The sequence below is a fragment of the Candidatus Flexifilum breve genome (assembly GCF_016713355.1).
This window is the reverse complement of sequence record NZ_JADJPI010000010.1, coordinates 294149-308943: the sequence shown is the minus strand read 5'-3', so window position 1 is coordinate 308943 and position 14795 is coordinate 294149. Positions and strand designations below refer to the sequence as shown.

15 protein-coding genes and 2 pseudogenes are annotated in these 14795 nt (G+C 59.9%); 12 read left to right on the top strand and 5 right to left on the bottom strand.

Going from position 1 to position 14795, the window contains the following annotated elements; translation table 11 throughout:
- Window positions 1-194 precede the first annotated feature (194 nt).
- The gene (locus IPK17_RS11235) at window positions 195-1238 is read left to right on the top strand and encodes a glycosyltransferase family 9 protein (protein WP_343417785.1); all 1044 of its coding nucleotides are present in this window, start codon (window positions 195-197) and stop codon (window positions 1236-1238) included.
- 3 nt (window positions 1239-1241) lie between these two features.
- Here the strand turns inward: IPK17_RS11235 and IPK17_RS11230 are convergent, their stop codons facing one another.
- Complete coding sequence (locus IPK17_RS11230; RefSeq protein WP_343417784.1) at window positions 1242-1670, bottom strand: MarR family winged helix-turn-helix transcriptional regulator; 429 nt, start codon at window positions 1668-1670, stop codon at window positions 1242-1244.
- Window positions 1671-1831: 161 nt separating this feature from the next.
- Between IPK17_RS11230 and IPK17_RS11225 the strand changes: the two genes are divergently transcribed.
- From IPK17_RS11225 to IPK17_RS11190, 8 genes are all read left to right on the top strand, one after another.
- On the top strand, window positions 1832-2956 hold the full coding sequence (locus IPK17_RS11225) for a CgeB family protein (RefSeq protein WP_343417783.1): 1125 nt from the start codon (window positions 1832-1834) through the stop codon (window positions 2954-2956).
- A 3-nt stretch (window positions 2957-2959) separates the two neighbouring features.
- The gene (locus IPK17_RS11220) at window positions 2960-3529 is read left to right on the top strand and encodes a hypothetical protein (RefSeq protein ID WP_343417782.1); all 570 of its coding nucleotides are present in this window, start codon (window positions 2960-2962) and stop codon (window positions 3527-3529) included.
- A gap of 200 nt (window positions 3530-3729) precedes the next feature.
- Window positions 3730-4029, top strand: a complete 300-nt coding sequence (locus tag IPK17_RS11215) for a hypothetical protein (protein WP_343417781.1) — start codon at window positions 3730-3732, stop codon at window positions 4027-4029.
- Window positions 4030-4255: 226 nt separating this feature from the next.
- Entirely contained in the window at window positions 4256-4723 is a 468-nt protein-coding gene (locus IPK17_RS11210) for a hypothetical protein (RefSeq protein WP_343417780.1), read from the top strand.
- Window positions 4724-4742: 19 nt separating this feature from the next.
- Window positions 4743-5192, top strand: a complete 450-nt coding sequence (locus IPK17_RS11205; protein ID WP_343417779.1) for a hypothetical protein — start codon at window positions 4743-4745, stop codon at window positions 5190-5192.
- Between the two features lie 328 nt (window positions 5193-5520).
- Complete coding sequence (locus IPK17_RS11200) at window positions 5521-5904, top strand: ester cyclase (RefSeq protein ID WP_343417778.1); 384 nt, start codon at window positions 5521-5523, stop codon at window positions 5902-5904.
- 65 nt (window positions 5905-5969) lie between these two features.
- Complete coding sequence (locus IPK17_RS11195; protein WP_343417777.1) at window positions 5970-6830, top strand: glycosyltransferase family 2 protein; 861 nt, start codon at window positions 5970-5972, stop codon at window positions 6828-6830.
- A gap of 15 nt (window positions 6831-6845) precedes the next feature.
- Window positions 6846-7877: a class I SAM-dependent methyltransferase gene (locus IPK17_RS11190; protein ID WP_343417776.1), complete on the top strand. Its 1032-nt coding sequence runs from the start codon at window positions 6846-6848 to the stop codon at window positions 7875-7877.
- A gap of 174 nt (window positions 7878-8051) precedes the next feature.
- Here the strand turns inward: IPK17_RS11190 and IPK17_RS11185 are convergent, their stop codons facing one another.
- A complete protein-coding gene (locus IPK17_RS11185) occupies window positions 8052-9044 on the bottom strand; it encodes a multicopper oxidase family protein (RefSeq protein ID WP_343417775.1) in 993 nt (330 codons plus the stop codon).
- A gap of 237 nt (window positions 9045-9281) precedes the next feature.
- On the opposite strand from IPK17_RS11185, the gene IPK17_RS40475 reads away from it, so the two are divergent.
- Together IPK17_RS40475 and IPK17_RS40470 are read left to right on the top strand one after the other, a co-directional pair.
- Entirely contained in the window at window positions 9282-9515 is a 234-nt protein-coding gene (locus IPK17_RS40475; protein ID WP_350341618.1) for a hypothetical protein, read from the top strand.
- Window positions 9512-9727: pseudogene (locus IPK17_RS40470) on the top strand (c-type cytochrome); the annotation flags it as partial. The gene IPK17_RS40475 and the pseudogene IPK17_RS40470, both read left to right, overlap by 4 nt.
- A gap of 679 nt (window positions 9728-10406) precedes the next feature.
- Here IPK17_RS40470 and IPK17_RS11175 read toward each other — a convergent pair.
- Both IPK17_RS11175 and IPK17_RS11170 read right to left on the bottom strand, forming a co-directional pair.
- On the bottom strand, window positions 10407-11060 hold the full coding sequence (locus IPK17_RS11175; protein WP_502748658.1) for an FAD-dependent oxidoreductase: 654 nt from the start codon (window positions 11058-11060) through the stop codon (window positions 10407-10409).
- 178 nt (window positions 11061-11238) lie between these two features.
- Window positions 11239-12403, bottom strand: a pseudogene (locus IPK17_RS11170) (acyl-CoA dehydrogenase family protein).
- 236 nt (window positions 12404-12639) lie between these two features.
- Between IPK17_RS11170 and IPK17_RS11165 the strand changes: the two are divergent.
- Window positions 12640-12840, top strand: a complete 201-nt coding sequence (locus IPK17_RS11165; protein ID WP_343417773.1) for a hypothetical protein — start codon at window positions 12640-12642, stop codon at window positions 12838-12840.
- Between the two features lie 586 nt (window positions 12841-13426).
- Here IPK17_RS11165 and IPK17_RS11160 read toward each other — a convergent pair.
- A complete protein-coding gene (locus IPK17_RS11160) occupies window positions 13427-14719 on the bottom strand; it encodes an anaerobic glycerol-3-phosphate dehydrogenase subunit C (RefSeq protein ID WP_343417772.1) in 1293 nt (430 codons plus the stop codon).
- Window positions 14720-14795 lie beyond the last annotated feature (76 nt).

The window sequence follows — 14795 nt, the reverse complement described above, 5'->3', positions numbered from 1 at the left end:
ATGGCGGACGATCCGTACGCGGACGATTAAAAACCCTGAATCCGTAGGGGCAGACCCATGTGTCTGCCCGTTATCGGTCGCGCACTTAGGTGCGCCCCCACGGGTAATGAACGGTGTAGGGCGGACGGATGTTCGCCCTTTTTGATTCCCTTTGTATACTCCACAACATGAATATCTACACGCTTCCGTCTCTCATGTTCCCGACCCGCGCCGCGCCGACCAACCCGCGCCGGATCGTCATTTTGCTCCCGTGCTGCATCGGCGATGTGGTGCTCGGCACGGCGACCTTATTTGCGCTGCGCCGCGCTTACCCGAACGCGCACATCACGTGGGCGGTGGGGCGCTGGTCACGCCCCGCGCTCGACGGGCATGATCTGCTGAATGAACTGCTGGATACGGGGGAGGGCGCGCTGCCGATCCATTCGGTCGCCTCGCTGCGGGCGTTTGCGGCGCAGCTCCGGGCCGGGAAGTTCGATCTCGCGGTATCGCTGGTACGCTCCCCGTGGATGAGTCTCGCCGTGTGGCTGGCGCGTATCCCGTACCGTGCCGGGCTCGACAGCGCCGGACGCGGTTTCGGTTACAACATCCGCGCGCGGATCAATCCGCGGACTGTGCGCCACGAAGCCGAAATCTATCTCGATGTACCGCGCGCCTTAGGGATCGACACGACCGACTGCTGGGCGAATGTCCCCGTACGCGAGTCACGGTCCGGTGACGAGCCCTACATCGTGGTCAACCCGGCGGGTGGACGCAACCCCGGCATGGTCATGGATAGCAAGCGCTACCCGCCCGCAGAGTTGGCTGAAGTGGCGAACCGCATCGCGCGCGCGGTGAAGGCCAAAATCATTGTGATTGCGGGGAAAGAAGATCAACCGCTCGTGGATGCGGTGACCGCGCATCTGGATCGCCCGCCCGCGCAGTTCGTCGGCGTGCTGACCTTCCGGCAGATCGCGGCGCTGGCGCATGGGGCGCGGCTGTACATCGGCAATGATACGGGGCTGACGCATCTCGCGGCGGCAGCGGGCGCAAAAACGGTGATGATCCTCGGCCCGACCGACCCGAAACGCTACGCGCCGTTCGCACCGGATGCGATTGCGCTGTGGAAGCCCGCAACCGTCGCGCAGACGGGCGTGGCGGCTGGCGTGCCGACGGATTGGGACTGGGCGCGCGACGGGATCAGCGTAGACGAGGCTGAACGCCAGATCCGCAAATTTCTCGGCATCAGCCGCGTGCTCTAGCAGCTATTCCGCGGCCAGATTAGCCAGCAGACGCTGCAGCAGGTTACGCAGCACGAGCTGTTCGTCAGGATCGAAGCCGCGCAGCATATTCGTCTCCAGCGATCCCCACGCCGCGTTGACATGGGTGTGCAGATTGCGGCTGGTGTCGGTGAGGTACACGCGGGAGACGCGCGCATCGGCAGCATCTACCCGCCGTTCGACCAGCCCGCCGCGCTCCATGCGGGTGAGCATCTTGGTCACGGTCGGCGGTTCGACGCACAGCGCACCCGCCAACTGGCTCTGCGATAGGCCGTCTTCTTCCCACAGCCGCGCGAGGATCATTTCCTGCCCGACATGCAAACCCATCGCGTTCAGGCCCACATCCGCCTGATAGCGGTGGCTTTTGCACAACTGCGCCAGCAAATAGCCGACACTCTCATGAATCTCGCTCATAGGTCACCCGGTTGGTTAGCCGCCTAAACGCTACTCGCATTTGTGGCGGCTGTCAAGCGACCCGGCGCGCGGTCTGGATTGTCAAGATATTTAAACTCGCTTGCGCCGCCGGGATAGAGCGTGTATAACGGCCTGTTGTATCAATTCACGATGAAGTGTCCATGAAGATTCTGTTTGTCGCGTCTCTGCATCATCCCGAAGAACTCCGTGCCGCCATCGCGCAAACGCCATCCGGCGCGCGTCCACCGATTTTTCCGCCGAGCATGTCCCAGCATTTCTGGGAAAAGGCGCTGATCAAGCGCGGGCACACGCTCGATGTGTACTGGCGCAACCTGCCGATCCGCAAGACGCAGAAGCACAGCGAGCGCCTTACGCCGGGCAAGCTGTTCAATGCGGCGCTCAATCGCATCCCCCCGCAGCTCAACCCGGATGGGCGGCGCAAAAACGCGGGTTTGCTCGCTAAAGCCCGCGCCTTCCGCCCCGATGTGCTGTGGATGGTGGGGGACAACACAGTGATCGTGCCGGAAACGCTGGCGACGATCAAACGCGAGCTCGGTTGCAAGCTCATCTACGCCTGCGGCACGTCGCCGATTGTCTTCTCGCACCCGATCGACCGAGCGTCGGCGCGGCAGTACGATCTTGTGCTCGCCAACGACTACTATCACGGCGTGCAGTGGTTGGAACTCGGCGCCAAGCGCATGGAATGTCTGCCGCTGTCCGCCTGCGACCCCGACTTTCATCACCCTTATGCGCTCACCGACGAGGAGCGCCGCCGTTACACCTGCGATATCGCCTTCGTGGGAACGCTCGTGCCCGATCATTTGTACAGCCGCCGCGTGCAGGCGCTCGAAGCCTTGCGCGAGTTCGATATCGGCATCTGGAGCGTGCACGATGTGCCCGCCAGCCTCAAGCCATTTGTGCGCGGCAAAGCGCTGGGCGAGGAAATGCTGAAAATCCTATCCTCGGCGAAAATCTGCTTTAATACCCACGGTGATTTCGTGTATTATGGGGGTAACTTGCGTCTGTTCGAAGTGGCAGGCGCAGGCATTTGCCAGTTGGCCGAAGATTTACCGGGGACGCGCGCGTGGTTTCCAGTGGTAGACGGCGGCGCGACGATCCTCACCTATACCGACCTAACTGAACTGCGCGCGACCAGCGCCCATTATTTACGCCACGACGACGAACGTCGGGCACTGGCCCAACGGGCGCAGACGCATGTTTATGCGCATCATACCTACGATCACCGAGCCGCCAAGTTCGACGAGTTAATGCAATCACTGGGGTAAAACATGGCTGCGGACGTTTTTATCCTGAACCCCCGCTATGAGGGGTATCCTGATTCCGGTACGCCGCACTATCACACGCTCAAGTTCGAAACCGTCGCGAATGTGAGCAATGAGTCCCAGTGGCAGGCGCTCGTGCCGTTTCTGGTGGTGTGTTCCGGGTTGTTCGTATGCCTGCTGAGCACGCCCTTGCTGGCGTTCACACTGCCAGCGGTGGGATCGCCGGGGTTTATCATCGTGCTCATCCTGCTCATTTTGTTGGCGGTCAGTGCCTTGCGCTACGGGACGAAGGGGTTTCGTCAGTTAGGCAAACTGCGCCGCCAAAACCGCGTCCGCTATCAACGACTGCTGAACGGCAGTCAGGTGTTGTCCGGTGAAGTGGTCGGCATGGTCTGCCACTTAGTCCCCACTGGCCGTGGTCAGGCGTTTGAAACCGTGGCGCATTACCAGTTCGTCAATCCACAGGGTGAAATCCGCACCGGGATGCAATACACCAGTCGGCGGCGTCAGCCCATCCCGCCGGGGACGCCGATCCGCGTGTTGTATGCCGACGACGACGCCTACGTGCTCCTCTAGTAGTCACTCGGGCTACGTCCTCCGCCGGAGCCGATCTCGCTCGGGCGGCACATACCTCCCCAACCGATGATAGATTAAACGTTTAAGTTGAAGGTCGCACGCCGAAATACGCCGCTGTGTGGATGAACGCCGCGCGCTTCCGGCGTACTCTAAGGACATCAACTTACAGATCACCGTCTGCTGACGGAGGACATTCAATTATGAAGCGCGTTGTTCTGCTGCTGCTCGCCGCTGTGCTGCTCTCGACCACGCTGGTCGAATCCGTGAATCGCAAAGGCTCGTTCGACATCACCGAGAAGAAGGGGTCGTTCGATATCACGGGGCAAGACCCGGAATACCCGGTCACGCCGAATGTCGCAGGGGGCAAAGACCCGGAAATCCCGGTGACCACAGGCAAGAAGGGCTCATTCGACATCACCGAGAAAGCTGCGCTGCTCGACCGGAAGGGGCAGTTCGATCTCACCGGGAAAGATCCGGAAGTTCCGGTTTCGCCCAACTAAACGGCCCGTTTGTTACGCGAGACGCCCGAAACTTATTCGGGCGTTTTTGATTCCCAGACCCTCGATTGGTACGCATGGGCTGCCGCCACCCGCATTTACGAAAGGTAGTATAGAGAAGTAAGTCACACTAAAGTACCAATTTACGCCAATCTCGATTATTGACTGCGACATCCCCAAGCGGTTTACGTTCTTCAAAGTGTAGTTTGCAAGCAGGAGATTGCGTAAAATGACTAGAACTCATCATCAACTCAGCATGGCTTTAGGCTTGGTTTTGGTGCTGCTCGTGGGCATGGCGCTGGTCGTCCCCCTGAGCGCGCAAGAGACACCGCCGACAGTCGACCCGAACGCTGTCGTCACGATTACCGGCGAGGTCGTCATTGTCAACGGTGTGGTGCAGGTCAACGGTTTCACGCTCGTCGGCACGCTGCCGCTGGGCTTGCAGGCCGGTGACTTCGTCGTCGTGATCGGCAATCAGCTCGCGGACGGGCTCACCATCGAAGTCATCATCTTCGACGTGGTCATTCCGGTGACGCCAGAGCCCGAACCCACTGTCGAAGTGACGCCGGAACTCACGCCTGAGCTCACACCGGAAGCTACACCTGAAGCGACGGTCGAACCGAACCCGAAGCCACGCTGGAACCAGGCTGCACGAACGAATATCACCCGGTGGCGCAGAGCATGGCCGATGCGTTGAGCTGCCCTATGCCGAAATCATGAATCTGCACTGCGGTGGTTATGGCTTTGGCGAAATCGCCCGCGTGTATCTGCTGGCGGAAGCCGCGGGCTTGACGGTCGAAGAACTGCTGGATCGCCGTGAAGCGGGCGAAGGTTGGGGGACGATTGTCCGCGATACAGGCGTCCACCCGCGGGATCTCGCTCCCGGTCAGCTCCGTCACCGTGGCAACGACCCGGAAGCTACGCTCGCTCCTGAAGCGACGGCTGAACCCGGCGCTACCCCAGAACCCCGCGGCAATGGTAACGGTAACGGCGGCGGCAATGGCAATGGGAACGCTGGCGGTAACGGAAATGGTCAAGACAATGGCAACGGCGGCGGCAACGGAAATGGTCAGGGTAATGGCAACGCTGGTGGCAACGGTCAGGGCAATGGTCGTGGCAACGGCGGCGGCAATGGCAATGGCCGGGGCAACGGTCGCGGCGGCTGACCCAACTCCCAGTCCCAACTGAAAAGCGATAAGCGAGGCGCACGGTTGTGCGCCTCTTTCATGTCTTTATCCCAAAATCAGCGAGCGCTACCGGGTAAGTTTGTTATAAATATGACATTTAATTTCGCATAACTAAACAAACTTCACTTTTCATTCGGGACCACCTTGCCTTAGGCTGACAATAGGCTGAGAGCCATTGCCGATCCCCGTGTCGTCAGCCACTGTTCCCCATCTTAATCTCTCCTAAAACGTGCCCCTGTTCCTATAGTGTCGTCCTGCGTTCATTTGACTGTTTTTCTGTTCATCTGCAAGTGAAAGGAACTGAATAATGTCCGCCGCGTCGAACAAAGGCTTGATCAAAGAATATTTGGAAGCCATTCGTAAGGACAAACTGCCAGCAACACTCGACAAGTATATCGCCGAAGAAGCACTGAAACAGCATGTCGCCCAAACAGAAGCGGTGACGCCCGGCTACTGGATCGAAGCCGAGGAACTGATCGCTGAAGACGATAAAGTTACCCTTCGCGGCACAATTCACGCCATGCATACCGGCCCACTGATGGGCGTCCCACCGACAGGTAAACCGCTGGCGTTCACCATCTTCATCACCTACCGCATCGCGAATCACAAGATTGTCGAGCACTGGATGCTGGTTGACTCGCTAGCGCTCATGCAGCAGATCGGCGCACTGCCTGCGCCATCCCACGCGTAAGGCGGAGGGCAAGCGCCTGATCTTTGCTCTGTGAGCTTTACTGCCTCTGTGGTTAAATTGGCGGCATGAAACTGTCGATTGTCATCGTCAACTACAACACGCGCGACCCACTGCGCCGCTGTCTGGAATCGATTCGGCAGCAGCGCGGCGAGCTCGCGCTGGAAGTGTTGGTGGTTGACAATGCCTCCAAAGATGGCAGCGCCGACATGGTGCGCGCCGAATTCCCCGAATTCACTCTGATCGCGCCGGCTAAAAATCTGTGGTTCACCGGGGGAAACAACCTCGGCGCGGCGCAGGCGACCGGTGATTTCGTCTTCATCCTCAACCCGGACACGGTGATCACACCGGGCGCGCTGCCCACGCTGCTCGGCTATCTGGACGCGCACCCGCAGGTCAGCGCGGTCACCTGCCGCATGGAATACCCGGAAGGCGGCGTGCAAAATACCTGTTCCCGCGTGCCCCGCTACCTCGATCTGCTGCTGGGCTATACGTTTCTGGGCGTGGTGCTGGCGCCCCTGCGCGATCGCCGCCGCGTCAGGATGTGGTATGACGATTGGGCGCGCGATACGACTCGTCCGGTCGCGGTGATTCCCGGCTCGTGTATGCTCATCCGGCGCGAGTGGCTGTTCGGCCTGTTTGACCCGGCGCTCAAGCTGTATTTCCCTGAAGATGATCTCTGCCGGCGCATACTGAAAGCCGGCGGGGCGATTCACTTCGTCGCCGAGGCGCTCATCCTCCATGAGGAACACGCCAGCGTCAAACAGGCGCAGCGGCTAGCCTCGCGTATCTACTTTGACGATTTGATCACGTTTACGCGCAAGCACTATGGCCGTGCTGCTGCCGGACTGCTGCGCGCGCTTATCATACCGACCCGCGCCGCGATGGATTGGATGCAGCGGCGGCGGGGTGAGAAAGACCGCTTTTAGAAGGGATTTGACCGAATGACCCGTTACGACTCCACCCGCCGCGCCTGGGAAGATATCTGGGACAGCGCCTCTGTCGACCAAGAACTGGAGACGATGACGTATCCGCGCGCCGTCGAAACGCTCAACACGTATTTGCCCTACCTGCCTAAAGACGAGATTGTGCTGGAGGCGGGCAGCGGTTTAAGCGCGGTCATCTTGACGCTTAAGCGGATGGGCTACCGCGTTATGGGCTTGGATTATGCCGTCAACGCGCTGGAAACCTCGCGGCGCTATGATCCTGAGCTGGCGCTGGTCGCGGGCGATGTGCATCACCTGCCGTACGCGGCCGATACGTTTGGGGCTTATCTGTCGTTCGGCGTCTTCGAGCATTTCGAGACAGGCATGCGCGGGCCGCTGGCAGAAGCCTATCGGATTCTCAAACCGGGGGGAGTGCTGGTGCTGACGATCCCGTATCCGAATGTGGTCAATCAACTGCTGGCGTGGCGGCGCAAGCGCGCCGGGATGAGCGTCCTCAACGACGATGAATTCTTCGAGAGCACCTACACCCGTGCCGCGCTGACGGGCGCGGTCAAGCCGGTCGGCTTCGAGATGGAGCAGGTGGTCCCGACCAGCCATGCCTATACCCTGTGGGGCATCGGGGCGCCGTTCCGCGCGCCGGGTTACTACCGCACCAATGCGCTCGCCGAGGGGCTCGGGGCGGGCTCAAGGCGGTGCTGCCGTGGCCGTTCAACTTCAGCACATTGGTCATTGCGCGCAAGGTTGTTTAAACCTTTGTTATGCTATACTGAAGCAACCACGGCGGCGCCGCAAGCCTGTAGGGAAGAGCGTCCTGTGTTAGGGATAAGCTGGCAGGTCGATCCATGCCGCATTTGCTGCGCCCGCGATTGCGCAGGGATGCCCCGTGGTGATCGCCGCCCCCACCGCCAGACAGATGCCCATGCCTGTCCCTGCACGACGCATCGGCTCCGCGATGGTGTGAGCATGGTCGTGCGTTTCGCCGGCAGTCCGCTCAGTGTCGGCGGGGGAAAAGCGCCGGTAGCATGCTAAGAAGCGCTCGATTTTCTGGAAGTCGCGATGCTTCACTCCCCCAATGAAAATCATCGCCACTCGGCTGTTTTATCCCCTAACTGTCGTTAGGAGGCGAACTTCAGGCCGCGTCCGATGGTAAATAAAACAGGGCGATCCAATGGATCGCCCTGCTTTTTGCTGCCTGGGTTGCGACTATTCGGCGTTGACGACCAGCACGGTCACCATGCCGAACATGCCGTCGCGCGATTCTGCGTGCGTCAACACGTGGCAGTGGTACGCCCACAGACCGGGGTCGTTGCAGTCGATGATCACGTCATAGCGTTCGCCGGGGGCGACGTTGAGCGTGTCGCACATGTACGGCTGCGGGAGCGGGAAACCGTCCTTGGCGTAGACCATCTGCGGGATGCCGTGCAGGTGCATCGGGTGGATCATCAAGCCTTCGTTCATGTAGCGGACGCGGATCTTATCACCCAGCTTGGCGACGATCGGCTGCGTGTAGGGGAATGACTTGCCGTTGATGGTGAAGCCCATCGCGCTGTCGTTCAACACCCAAATGTATTCCGCCGAAACTTCGGGTTCAGCACTGGCGTCCGCCGGGTCGACGATGAAAGCCGCCATCAAACCACGGGTCACCTGTTCCGCCGCATTGTGGTGCGAGTGGTACATGTGCGTGCCGTAGTTGCGGAGCGGGAATTCATAGGTGCGGGACGCGCCGGGGAGAATCGGTTCTTCGGTCACGTAGGGGACGCCGTCCTGATTGTTGGGGACGCGCAGCCCATGGAAGTGAATGTTGGTGCTTTCCGACATTTCGTTGTTGACGATCAGGCGGATGGTTTCGCCTTCAGTCGCGCGGATGTAAGGCCCGGGGACGACGCCATTGTAGGACATGGCCGGGAAGCTCATCGTCGGGGTCGTGAACCATTCAACTTCTTGAACGTTGACGGTGAAGACCTTGACATCGCCGTCCATCGTGAATTCCAGCGGCAAACCCCAGAAGTTCGGGTCGGCGCCGATGTTGGCCAGGAACAATTCCACCGCTTCGCGATGGTGCTGATCCATGGCGGCGGCATCTTCTGGCGTCACCTGGCGGGCGGGCTGCTTGGGGGTCGTCTTGATTCCGAGAGCGCCTGCGCCAACGGCACCAGCACCCACACCCATCATCTTCAGAAAGTCTCTGCGCTGCATCAAATTCATCCTTCTATACGGGGCGTCGGGATGGCTGCAACCATATACGCTATTTAGCCTAAGCAATTTGGCTTATCTGGATAAGTAACATGCTAAACGAGGTGTCGTAATCTTTTAAGGCGCAAAAGGCACATTTTATATGTGACAAAAATCACTTGCGGCCGCGCCCTCACATGTGCATAATAAGGTGCTTCCATTTCTCCAGTACTCGATGATTGAAATTCCGAGGAATTCTCAATGGGTAACAACACCCCTAATCGTTCGGCGGAACAGTTTCCGTTCGTTCCGGCTTTGATTTTGCTCGTCGTGTTTGGTTTCGCCTTGTCGTTATTTCTGGCAGGGCAGCCGCGTATCGCGCCTCAGGTACGCCCAACCGTGACCATTCGCCCGACAGCAACCCCGATTACGCCGACTGCGGTGGCCGCGGTGCCCAGTGAAGTCCCGCTCAAAAGGTGTCGGCTGGTCCTATGATCCCGCCAGATGTCCGCGCGGGTGAAAATGTCATTCTGGCGACCTGCTCGGCCTGCCACGGCATGAACGCGCGTGGTATTCAGGGTTTGGGTAAAGATCTGCTCGACAGCGAATTCATCGATAGCTTGACCGATGATGAACTGGTTGCCTTTATCCGTGTTGGTCGCCAGCCCTTTGATCCGCTCAATACGACGGGTGTGCTGATGCCCGCCTCGGGTGGCAACCCGGCGCTGACGGAGCAGAACCTGCATGATGTGGTCGCGTTTCTGCGTGTGAATGCGATTCACCCTGAACGGATCGGGGCAGGTGGTGGCGCGGTGGTGGCGGTGGTGCCCCGGCAGCACGCCCAGTTGGCCGGGGTACGCCCACGCCGACGACACCGTTTGTCCTGCCGATCAATCGCATTGGTGGCGCGACCGCGACGCCGACCGAAGCCTTCGTTCTGCCAATCAATCGCCTCGGCGGGTGGCAGCAAGCGACGCCGGAAGTGACCCCGGCCAGTAAGCCGACCGTGACAGGTCTTCAGTAGACAGTTAAACGCTGTTCTGCTGTGGAACGGTTTTTTGCCTCCTTTGCCTGTGAACTGCTGCGCTGGGACCAAATCTTTCAGCTTATCGCCCGCCGCCAACCCGGATAGAATTGCGCCTTCGACGCGCGGCCCGGCGAACGCATCCCCCGCGAACATCAGCGGCGCGGGTTGTCCTCCGGCCAGCAGATAGCGTTCCGGATACGTGATGTTCGGCTGGGCGTAACGCCAGCGTTTGATCTCCCATTCGGCGATCTGCGATTTTTCGTCGAGGAAGGGCATCAGGTCAACACGCAGCGACCGCATGATCTCCTCGTCGGAGCGTCCCCACAATTGATGGCTGTAGCCCGCGTTCGCCTGAATGGTCAGGAGCGTGGTCTGGCTGATCCCCTTCTGGCGGTTGTCGGCGATCCACTGGATCGGCGCGTGTAGGCGTTGAATCGCGCCGGGAGCGGGCAGGTTGACGCGCCCTTCGATGCGCGCCATCGCCGTGATGCACGGTAAATAGTCGATCTGGTCGAGCGCTTCCCGGTCCTTGGGGGCAAGCGCCACCGGGCCGCTGTCGAGGATGGCGAGGACTGCGGAACGGGCGCCGTGAGCAGCACGGCTTTCGCGCTGACTTTCACGCCCGCTTCGTCGCGGATTTCCCAACCGCCCTCGATCGCGTGCATGCTGGTGGCGCGGACATTCACCCGCACATCGAGGCCGACGGCCAGATGTTTCATCAGCGCGTTCATGCCGCCGTTGATGGCATAGCGCGGGTGGCCGTCGCGGGTCGAGACCAGACTGCCATCGCTCCAACCGCGCGACCATTCGAAGGCGAGACCTGCCTTCAGCCATTCATTGAGCAGGGTGCGGAACTGGGGCGCACGCACGGTGAAGAACTGCGCGCCATGATCCGCGGTTCCGCTGCCAATGCGTCGGGTCGCCATACGACCGCCCACGCTTTTCCCCTTATCAAAGATGAGAACTCGTTTGCCCGTCTTGCTCACTTCCCGGGCAGCCATTAGTCCGGTCAAGCCAGCGCCTACTATGAGTACATCCGTATTCATCATCAACCTTTGTTTGCCTGCAACAGAATGCGCCTATTATAACGAAAACGGAGGAATCTCTCGATTTCTCCGTTTTTGTTGTGCTGAATTTCACGAATTCTCGGGACGATGGGCACCTTTGCCGCCGGACGCAGCGGGCGATTCGTTAGCGGAACAGCTCCCGCACGATGACGTTGCGCTGAATTTCGCTGGTGCCTTCGTAAATCTGGAAGACCTTGACGTCGCGCATCAGCTTTTCGACCGGGTATTCGCGCATGTAGCCGTAGCCGCCGAAGACCTGCACCGCATCCACGGTGATCTTCATCGCAGCATCGGCGGCGAAGGCCTTGGCAAACGCGACCGCTTTCGGGTTGCTGATGCCGTTGTCCACCATCCACGCCGCCTGATAGGTCAGCAGACGCGCCGCTTCCACGTTGATCGCCATGTCCGCGATTTTGTGCCCAATGGCCTGATGCTGCCAGATCGGCTGGCCGAACGTCTCGCGTTCTTTCGCATATTTGACGCATTCTTCCAGCGCGCGCCGGGCCACGCCGACCGCGCCCGCCGCCACACCGGGGCGGCTGTGATCGAACACGGTCATCGCCAGCAGGAAGCCCATGCCTTCTTCGCCAATGCGATTTTCGGCGGGGACTTCGACGTTTTCGAACGTGATTTCGGCGGTATCCGCGGCGCGCTGACCGAGCTTGTCGAAGTGACGGCTCACGCTGATGCCGGGGGTATCGCGTTCGATCACGAAGCAGGAGATGCCTTTGTGCTTCTTGCTGGGGTCAGTCACGGCGAACACGGTGTAGAAGCTGGAATAGTTCACGTTGCTGATGAAAATCTTCGAGCCGTTGATGATGTACTTGCCATTGACCCGTTCGGCGCGTGTTTGCATGCCGACGACGTTCGAGCCCGCGCCCGGGTTCGGTCACGCAGTAGGCGGCGAGATCGCCTTTGCCGACCATGCGTTCGCCGAGCCAGTATTCTTTCTGCTGTTCCGTGCCGCCGAGCATGATCGGCAGTGACGACAGGTTATTGACGCTCATCGCCGTGCTGATGCCCGAACACCCATAGCCGAGTTCTTCCTGCACGATCACTTCGTCGAAGACTTTCGCGCCGGGGCCGCCGTATTCTTCGGGGATATTCAGATTGACGAGGCCAATGTTACGCCCTTTATTGATGATGTCGATTGGGAATTCCGCCGTTTTATCGAAATGCTCCGCCACCGGGATGATCTCTTTGGCGGCGAAGTCGCGCGCCAGCTTTTGCAGCATCTTCTGGTCGTCGGATAGCTCAAAGGAAACGCCGTTGACAGCCGTCTGGTCCATAATTTGTGGGCTCCATAAATTTAATCGAATGTCGATTAGATTATTATAGCGGGGAATGTTTGACCGTGGCAACTAAGCATCTGTATAATGAATTTGTCCGGTTGTCAGCATAGGAAGCGCCATGTCGCTGCTCTTTTTCGCGTAAATCAGGCTGAACTGCCCACTGCGGTTCGCAGTCGCGTAACGCGACTGTGCTGTTTTGCTGCACCTGTTTACGAATGAAAAGGAGACTAGTCATGTCTGACTTCCTGCCCGGCGTGCACGCGGCGCCGAATATTCAAACTGCCCCTGACCTCTACGAAATTGAAAACCGCGCCGCCGACCCTGAGCAGCGCATTGAAGCGGCGCTGCGTTCGATCGCCGGATGCAAGAACCGATTGTGCTGGATCCTTGGGGACGGGGTTTCAGCCACGCTTTCACGCCCACGCCCCATGTGATCCCGTGAGCCGCCGATGCTCGCGCCTGCAAATTATGCGGCGGGTGGCGGGGCTAATTTGGAACGTGTTTCGTACCGGATCAGGCGGAGCGCATTTTGCACCCTGCGCGTCGTTGATGATCCATGCGCCTGTCTCTTTGCGCCGAACTGTTCGGTCCCGAGGTCGCGCGCGTGCTGCGTCCCGGGGAACCGCCATCATCGACAATGATTTGCGGCATGGGCAGTTCGCGGAGTGGCTGAAACGGCATCCCTTGCCGCTTCCGGATGCGTCGAGGGTTGGCAGCGCAAGGCTATCAAACTGGCGTGATGCCAGATATTGGCGCTTTGACAACCGCGCCGACTGGAGCCGCTGGCGGATCAAATTCGTTTCTCAAACATGATTTGGGACGGGGTGATAAGGGCGAGAGGTGCGAAGGTTTTTAGGCCCACTTCGTCTGAACGGACGCGATAAATCGGTCCCTACAAGAACTGTTCTGTGTAGGGACGCCATTCATGGCGTCCGCTGTGCCCAAATGGATTTCACGCTGTTCAACCGAGCGACCGACCTGCCTCGTCCGCATTTTTGGCGTCGAACCCGCCGTTGCGTCCTACAACCCGAAATTGCCTGACAAGCGGTACAACTCCATCAACCCATACGCGGCGGCAAGGAGGCTGATCGGGTGGACGCTTTGCGCTCCGGTCGCGTGCGTGATCTGCCAGCGGCAGGTCTCGCTGTCGCAGATCACGGGCTTGCTCGCGCCGATGTCGCGCACCTGATCAAACAGGGGCTTGCCGACCGCCATGCCGATGTCGTACTTTTCGACCTTGTAGCCATACGTCCCGGCGATACCGCAGCAGGAGGCGTCGGAGAGGCGCACGTCGAGGCCGGGGATCAGCTCGAACAGGTCGAGCGCGGGCTGGCCCATGTTGTGCGCTTTTTGCTGGCAGGGCGCGTGATAGAGCAGCGTCCCGCCGAAATCGAGCGGCTTAAAATCGGTCTTGAGTTCGCCGCGGCGGTGCAGCAGGAGCAAAAATTCGCTGATGTCGTACACATTTTCGGCGACCACGTCCCGATCCGGATGGTCGAGCTGCAAAATCTCGCGGTAGTCGGATTTGAAGCTGAGCGTACAGGACGTGCTTGCCCCGACAATCGGGATGCCCGCGCGGGCATACTGCGCCAGATGATCGAGGTTGCGGCAGGCATGCGAACGCGCCGCGTCAAATTCGCCGTTGGACTGCATCGGCAGGCCGCAGCAGTTCTGCTCGGGCAGCACCACGTCGTAGCCGTTGTGCGCGAGGATCAGCACGGCGGCTTTGCTGACCGCTGTCTCGAAGTAATTGCCCGCGCACGCGTGGAAATACGCGACCTTGCCCCGCACCGGGGCGGTGGCCTGCGGTTTGTGCCGCGCGAACCATTCGCGGAACGACTGGAATTTGAAGTTGGGCAGGGGCGCGTCGCGGTGAATGCCGATGACTTTCTCGACGACGATGCGCGCGGGGCGCAGGTTTGCGCCCCAGTTCGCCAGCGGCGCGAACTTGTGCCCGAGTTTGCCCATCAGTTCGGAGCGGCCTAGGGCGCGGTTGCGCAACGGGATTTTGCCGTCGTAGAGCTTTTCGCGCGCCCGGGAATTGATCTCCATCACTTTTACGCCGTGGGGGCAGACCATCGTGCACATGCCGCAGCCGGAGCAGTAATCGACGCTCTTATCGGGCGATTCATCGCCGCGTTCTTCGTTCATGCGGAAGCGCTGCCACTGCGGGCCGACGACCTTCGGGCCGGGAAATAGTTCGGTCACCGGGGCGACCGGGCAGGCCGCCGTGCAGATATTGCATTTGACGCACAGATCGGCGCTGAATTCGACCTGCTCGCTGATTTCAAAAGGGTTGATCAGGTTGGTCATGGGAATATCGCCACTTCATCAACAATGGACGCCATTATAACGTAAAGACATCGGCCTCACCCCACTGCGCTGCGCA

Excerpts from the sequence above, each read along its gene's own strand:
- IPK17_RS11215 (WP_343417781.1), top strand. The coding sequence starts at position 3,730 with ATGAAGCGCGTTGTTCTGCTGCTGCTCGCCGCTGTGCTGCTCTCGACC.
- IPK17_RS40475 (WP_350341618.1), top strand. The coding sequence starts at position 9,282 with ATGGGTAACAACACCCCTAATCGTTCGGCGGAACAGTTTCCGTTCGTT.
- IPK17_RS11185 (WP_343417775.1), bottom strand. The coding sequence starts at position 9,044 with ATGCAGCGCAGAGACTTTCTGAAGATGATGGGTGTGGGTGCTGGTGCC.
- IPK17_RS11165 (WP_343417773.1), top strand. The coding sequence starts at position 12,640 with ATGTCTGACTTCCTGCCCGGCGTGCACGCGGCGCCGAATATTCAAACT.
- IPK17_RS11205 (WP_343417779.1), top strand. The coding sequence starts at position 4,743 with ATGAATCTGCACTGCGGTGGTTATGGCTTTGGCGAAATCGCCCGCGTG.
- IPK17_RS11195 (WP_343417777.1), top strand. The coding sequence starts at position 5,970 with ATGAAACTGTCGATTGTCATCGTCAACTACAACACGCGCGACCCACTG.
- IPK17_RS11220 (WP_343417782.1), top strand. The coding sequence starts at position 2,960 with ATGGCTGCGGACGTTTTTATCCTGAACCCCCGCTATGAGGGGTATCCT.
- IPK17_RS11160 (WP_343417772.1), bottom strand. The coding sequence starts at position 14,719 with ATGACCAACCTGATCAACCCTTTTGAAATCAGCGAGCAGGTCGAATTC.
- IPK17_RS11230 (WP_343417784.1), bottom strand. The coding sequence starts at position 1,670 with ATGAGCGAGATTCATGAGAGTGTCGGCTATTTGCTGGCGCAGTTGTGC.
- IPK17_RS11235 (WP_343417785.1), top strand. The coding sequence starts at position 195 with ATGTTCCCGACCCGCGCCGCGCCGACCAACCCGCGCCGGATCGTCATT.
- IPK17_RS11200 (WP_343417778.1), top strand. The coding sequence starts at position 5,521 with ATGTCCGCCGCGTCGAACAAAGGCTTGATCAAAGAATATTTGGAAGCC.
- IPK17_RS11225 (WP_343417783.1), top strand. The coding sequence starts at position 1,832 with ATGAAGATTCTGTTTGTCGCGTCTCTGCATCATCCCGAAGAACTCCGT.
- IPK17_RS11210 (WP_343417780.1), top strand. The coding sequence starts at position 4,256 with ATGACTAGAACTCATCATCAACTCAGCATGGCTTTAGGCTTGGTTTTG.
- IPK17_RS11190 (WP_343417776.1), top strand. The coding sequence starts at position 6,846 with ATGACCCGTTACGACTCCACCCGCCGCGCCTGGGAAGATATCTGGGAC.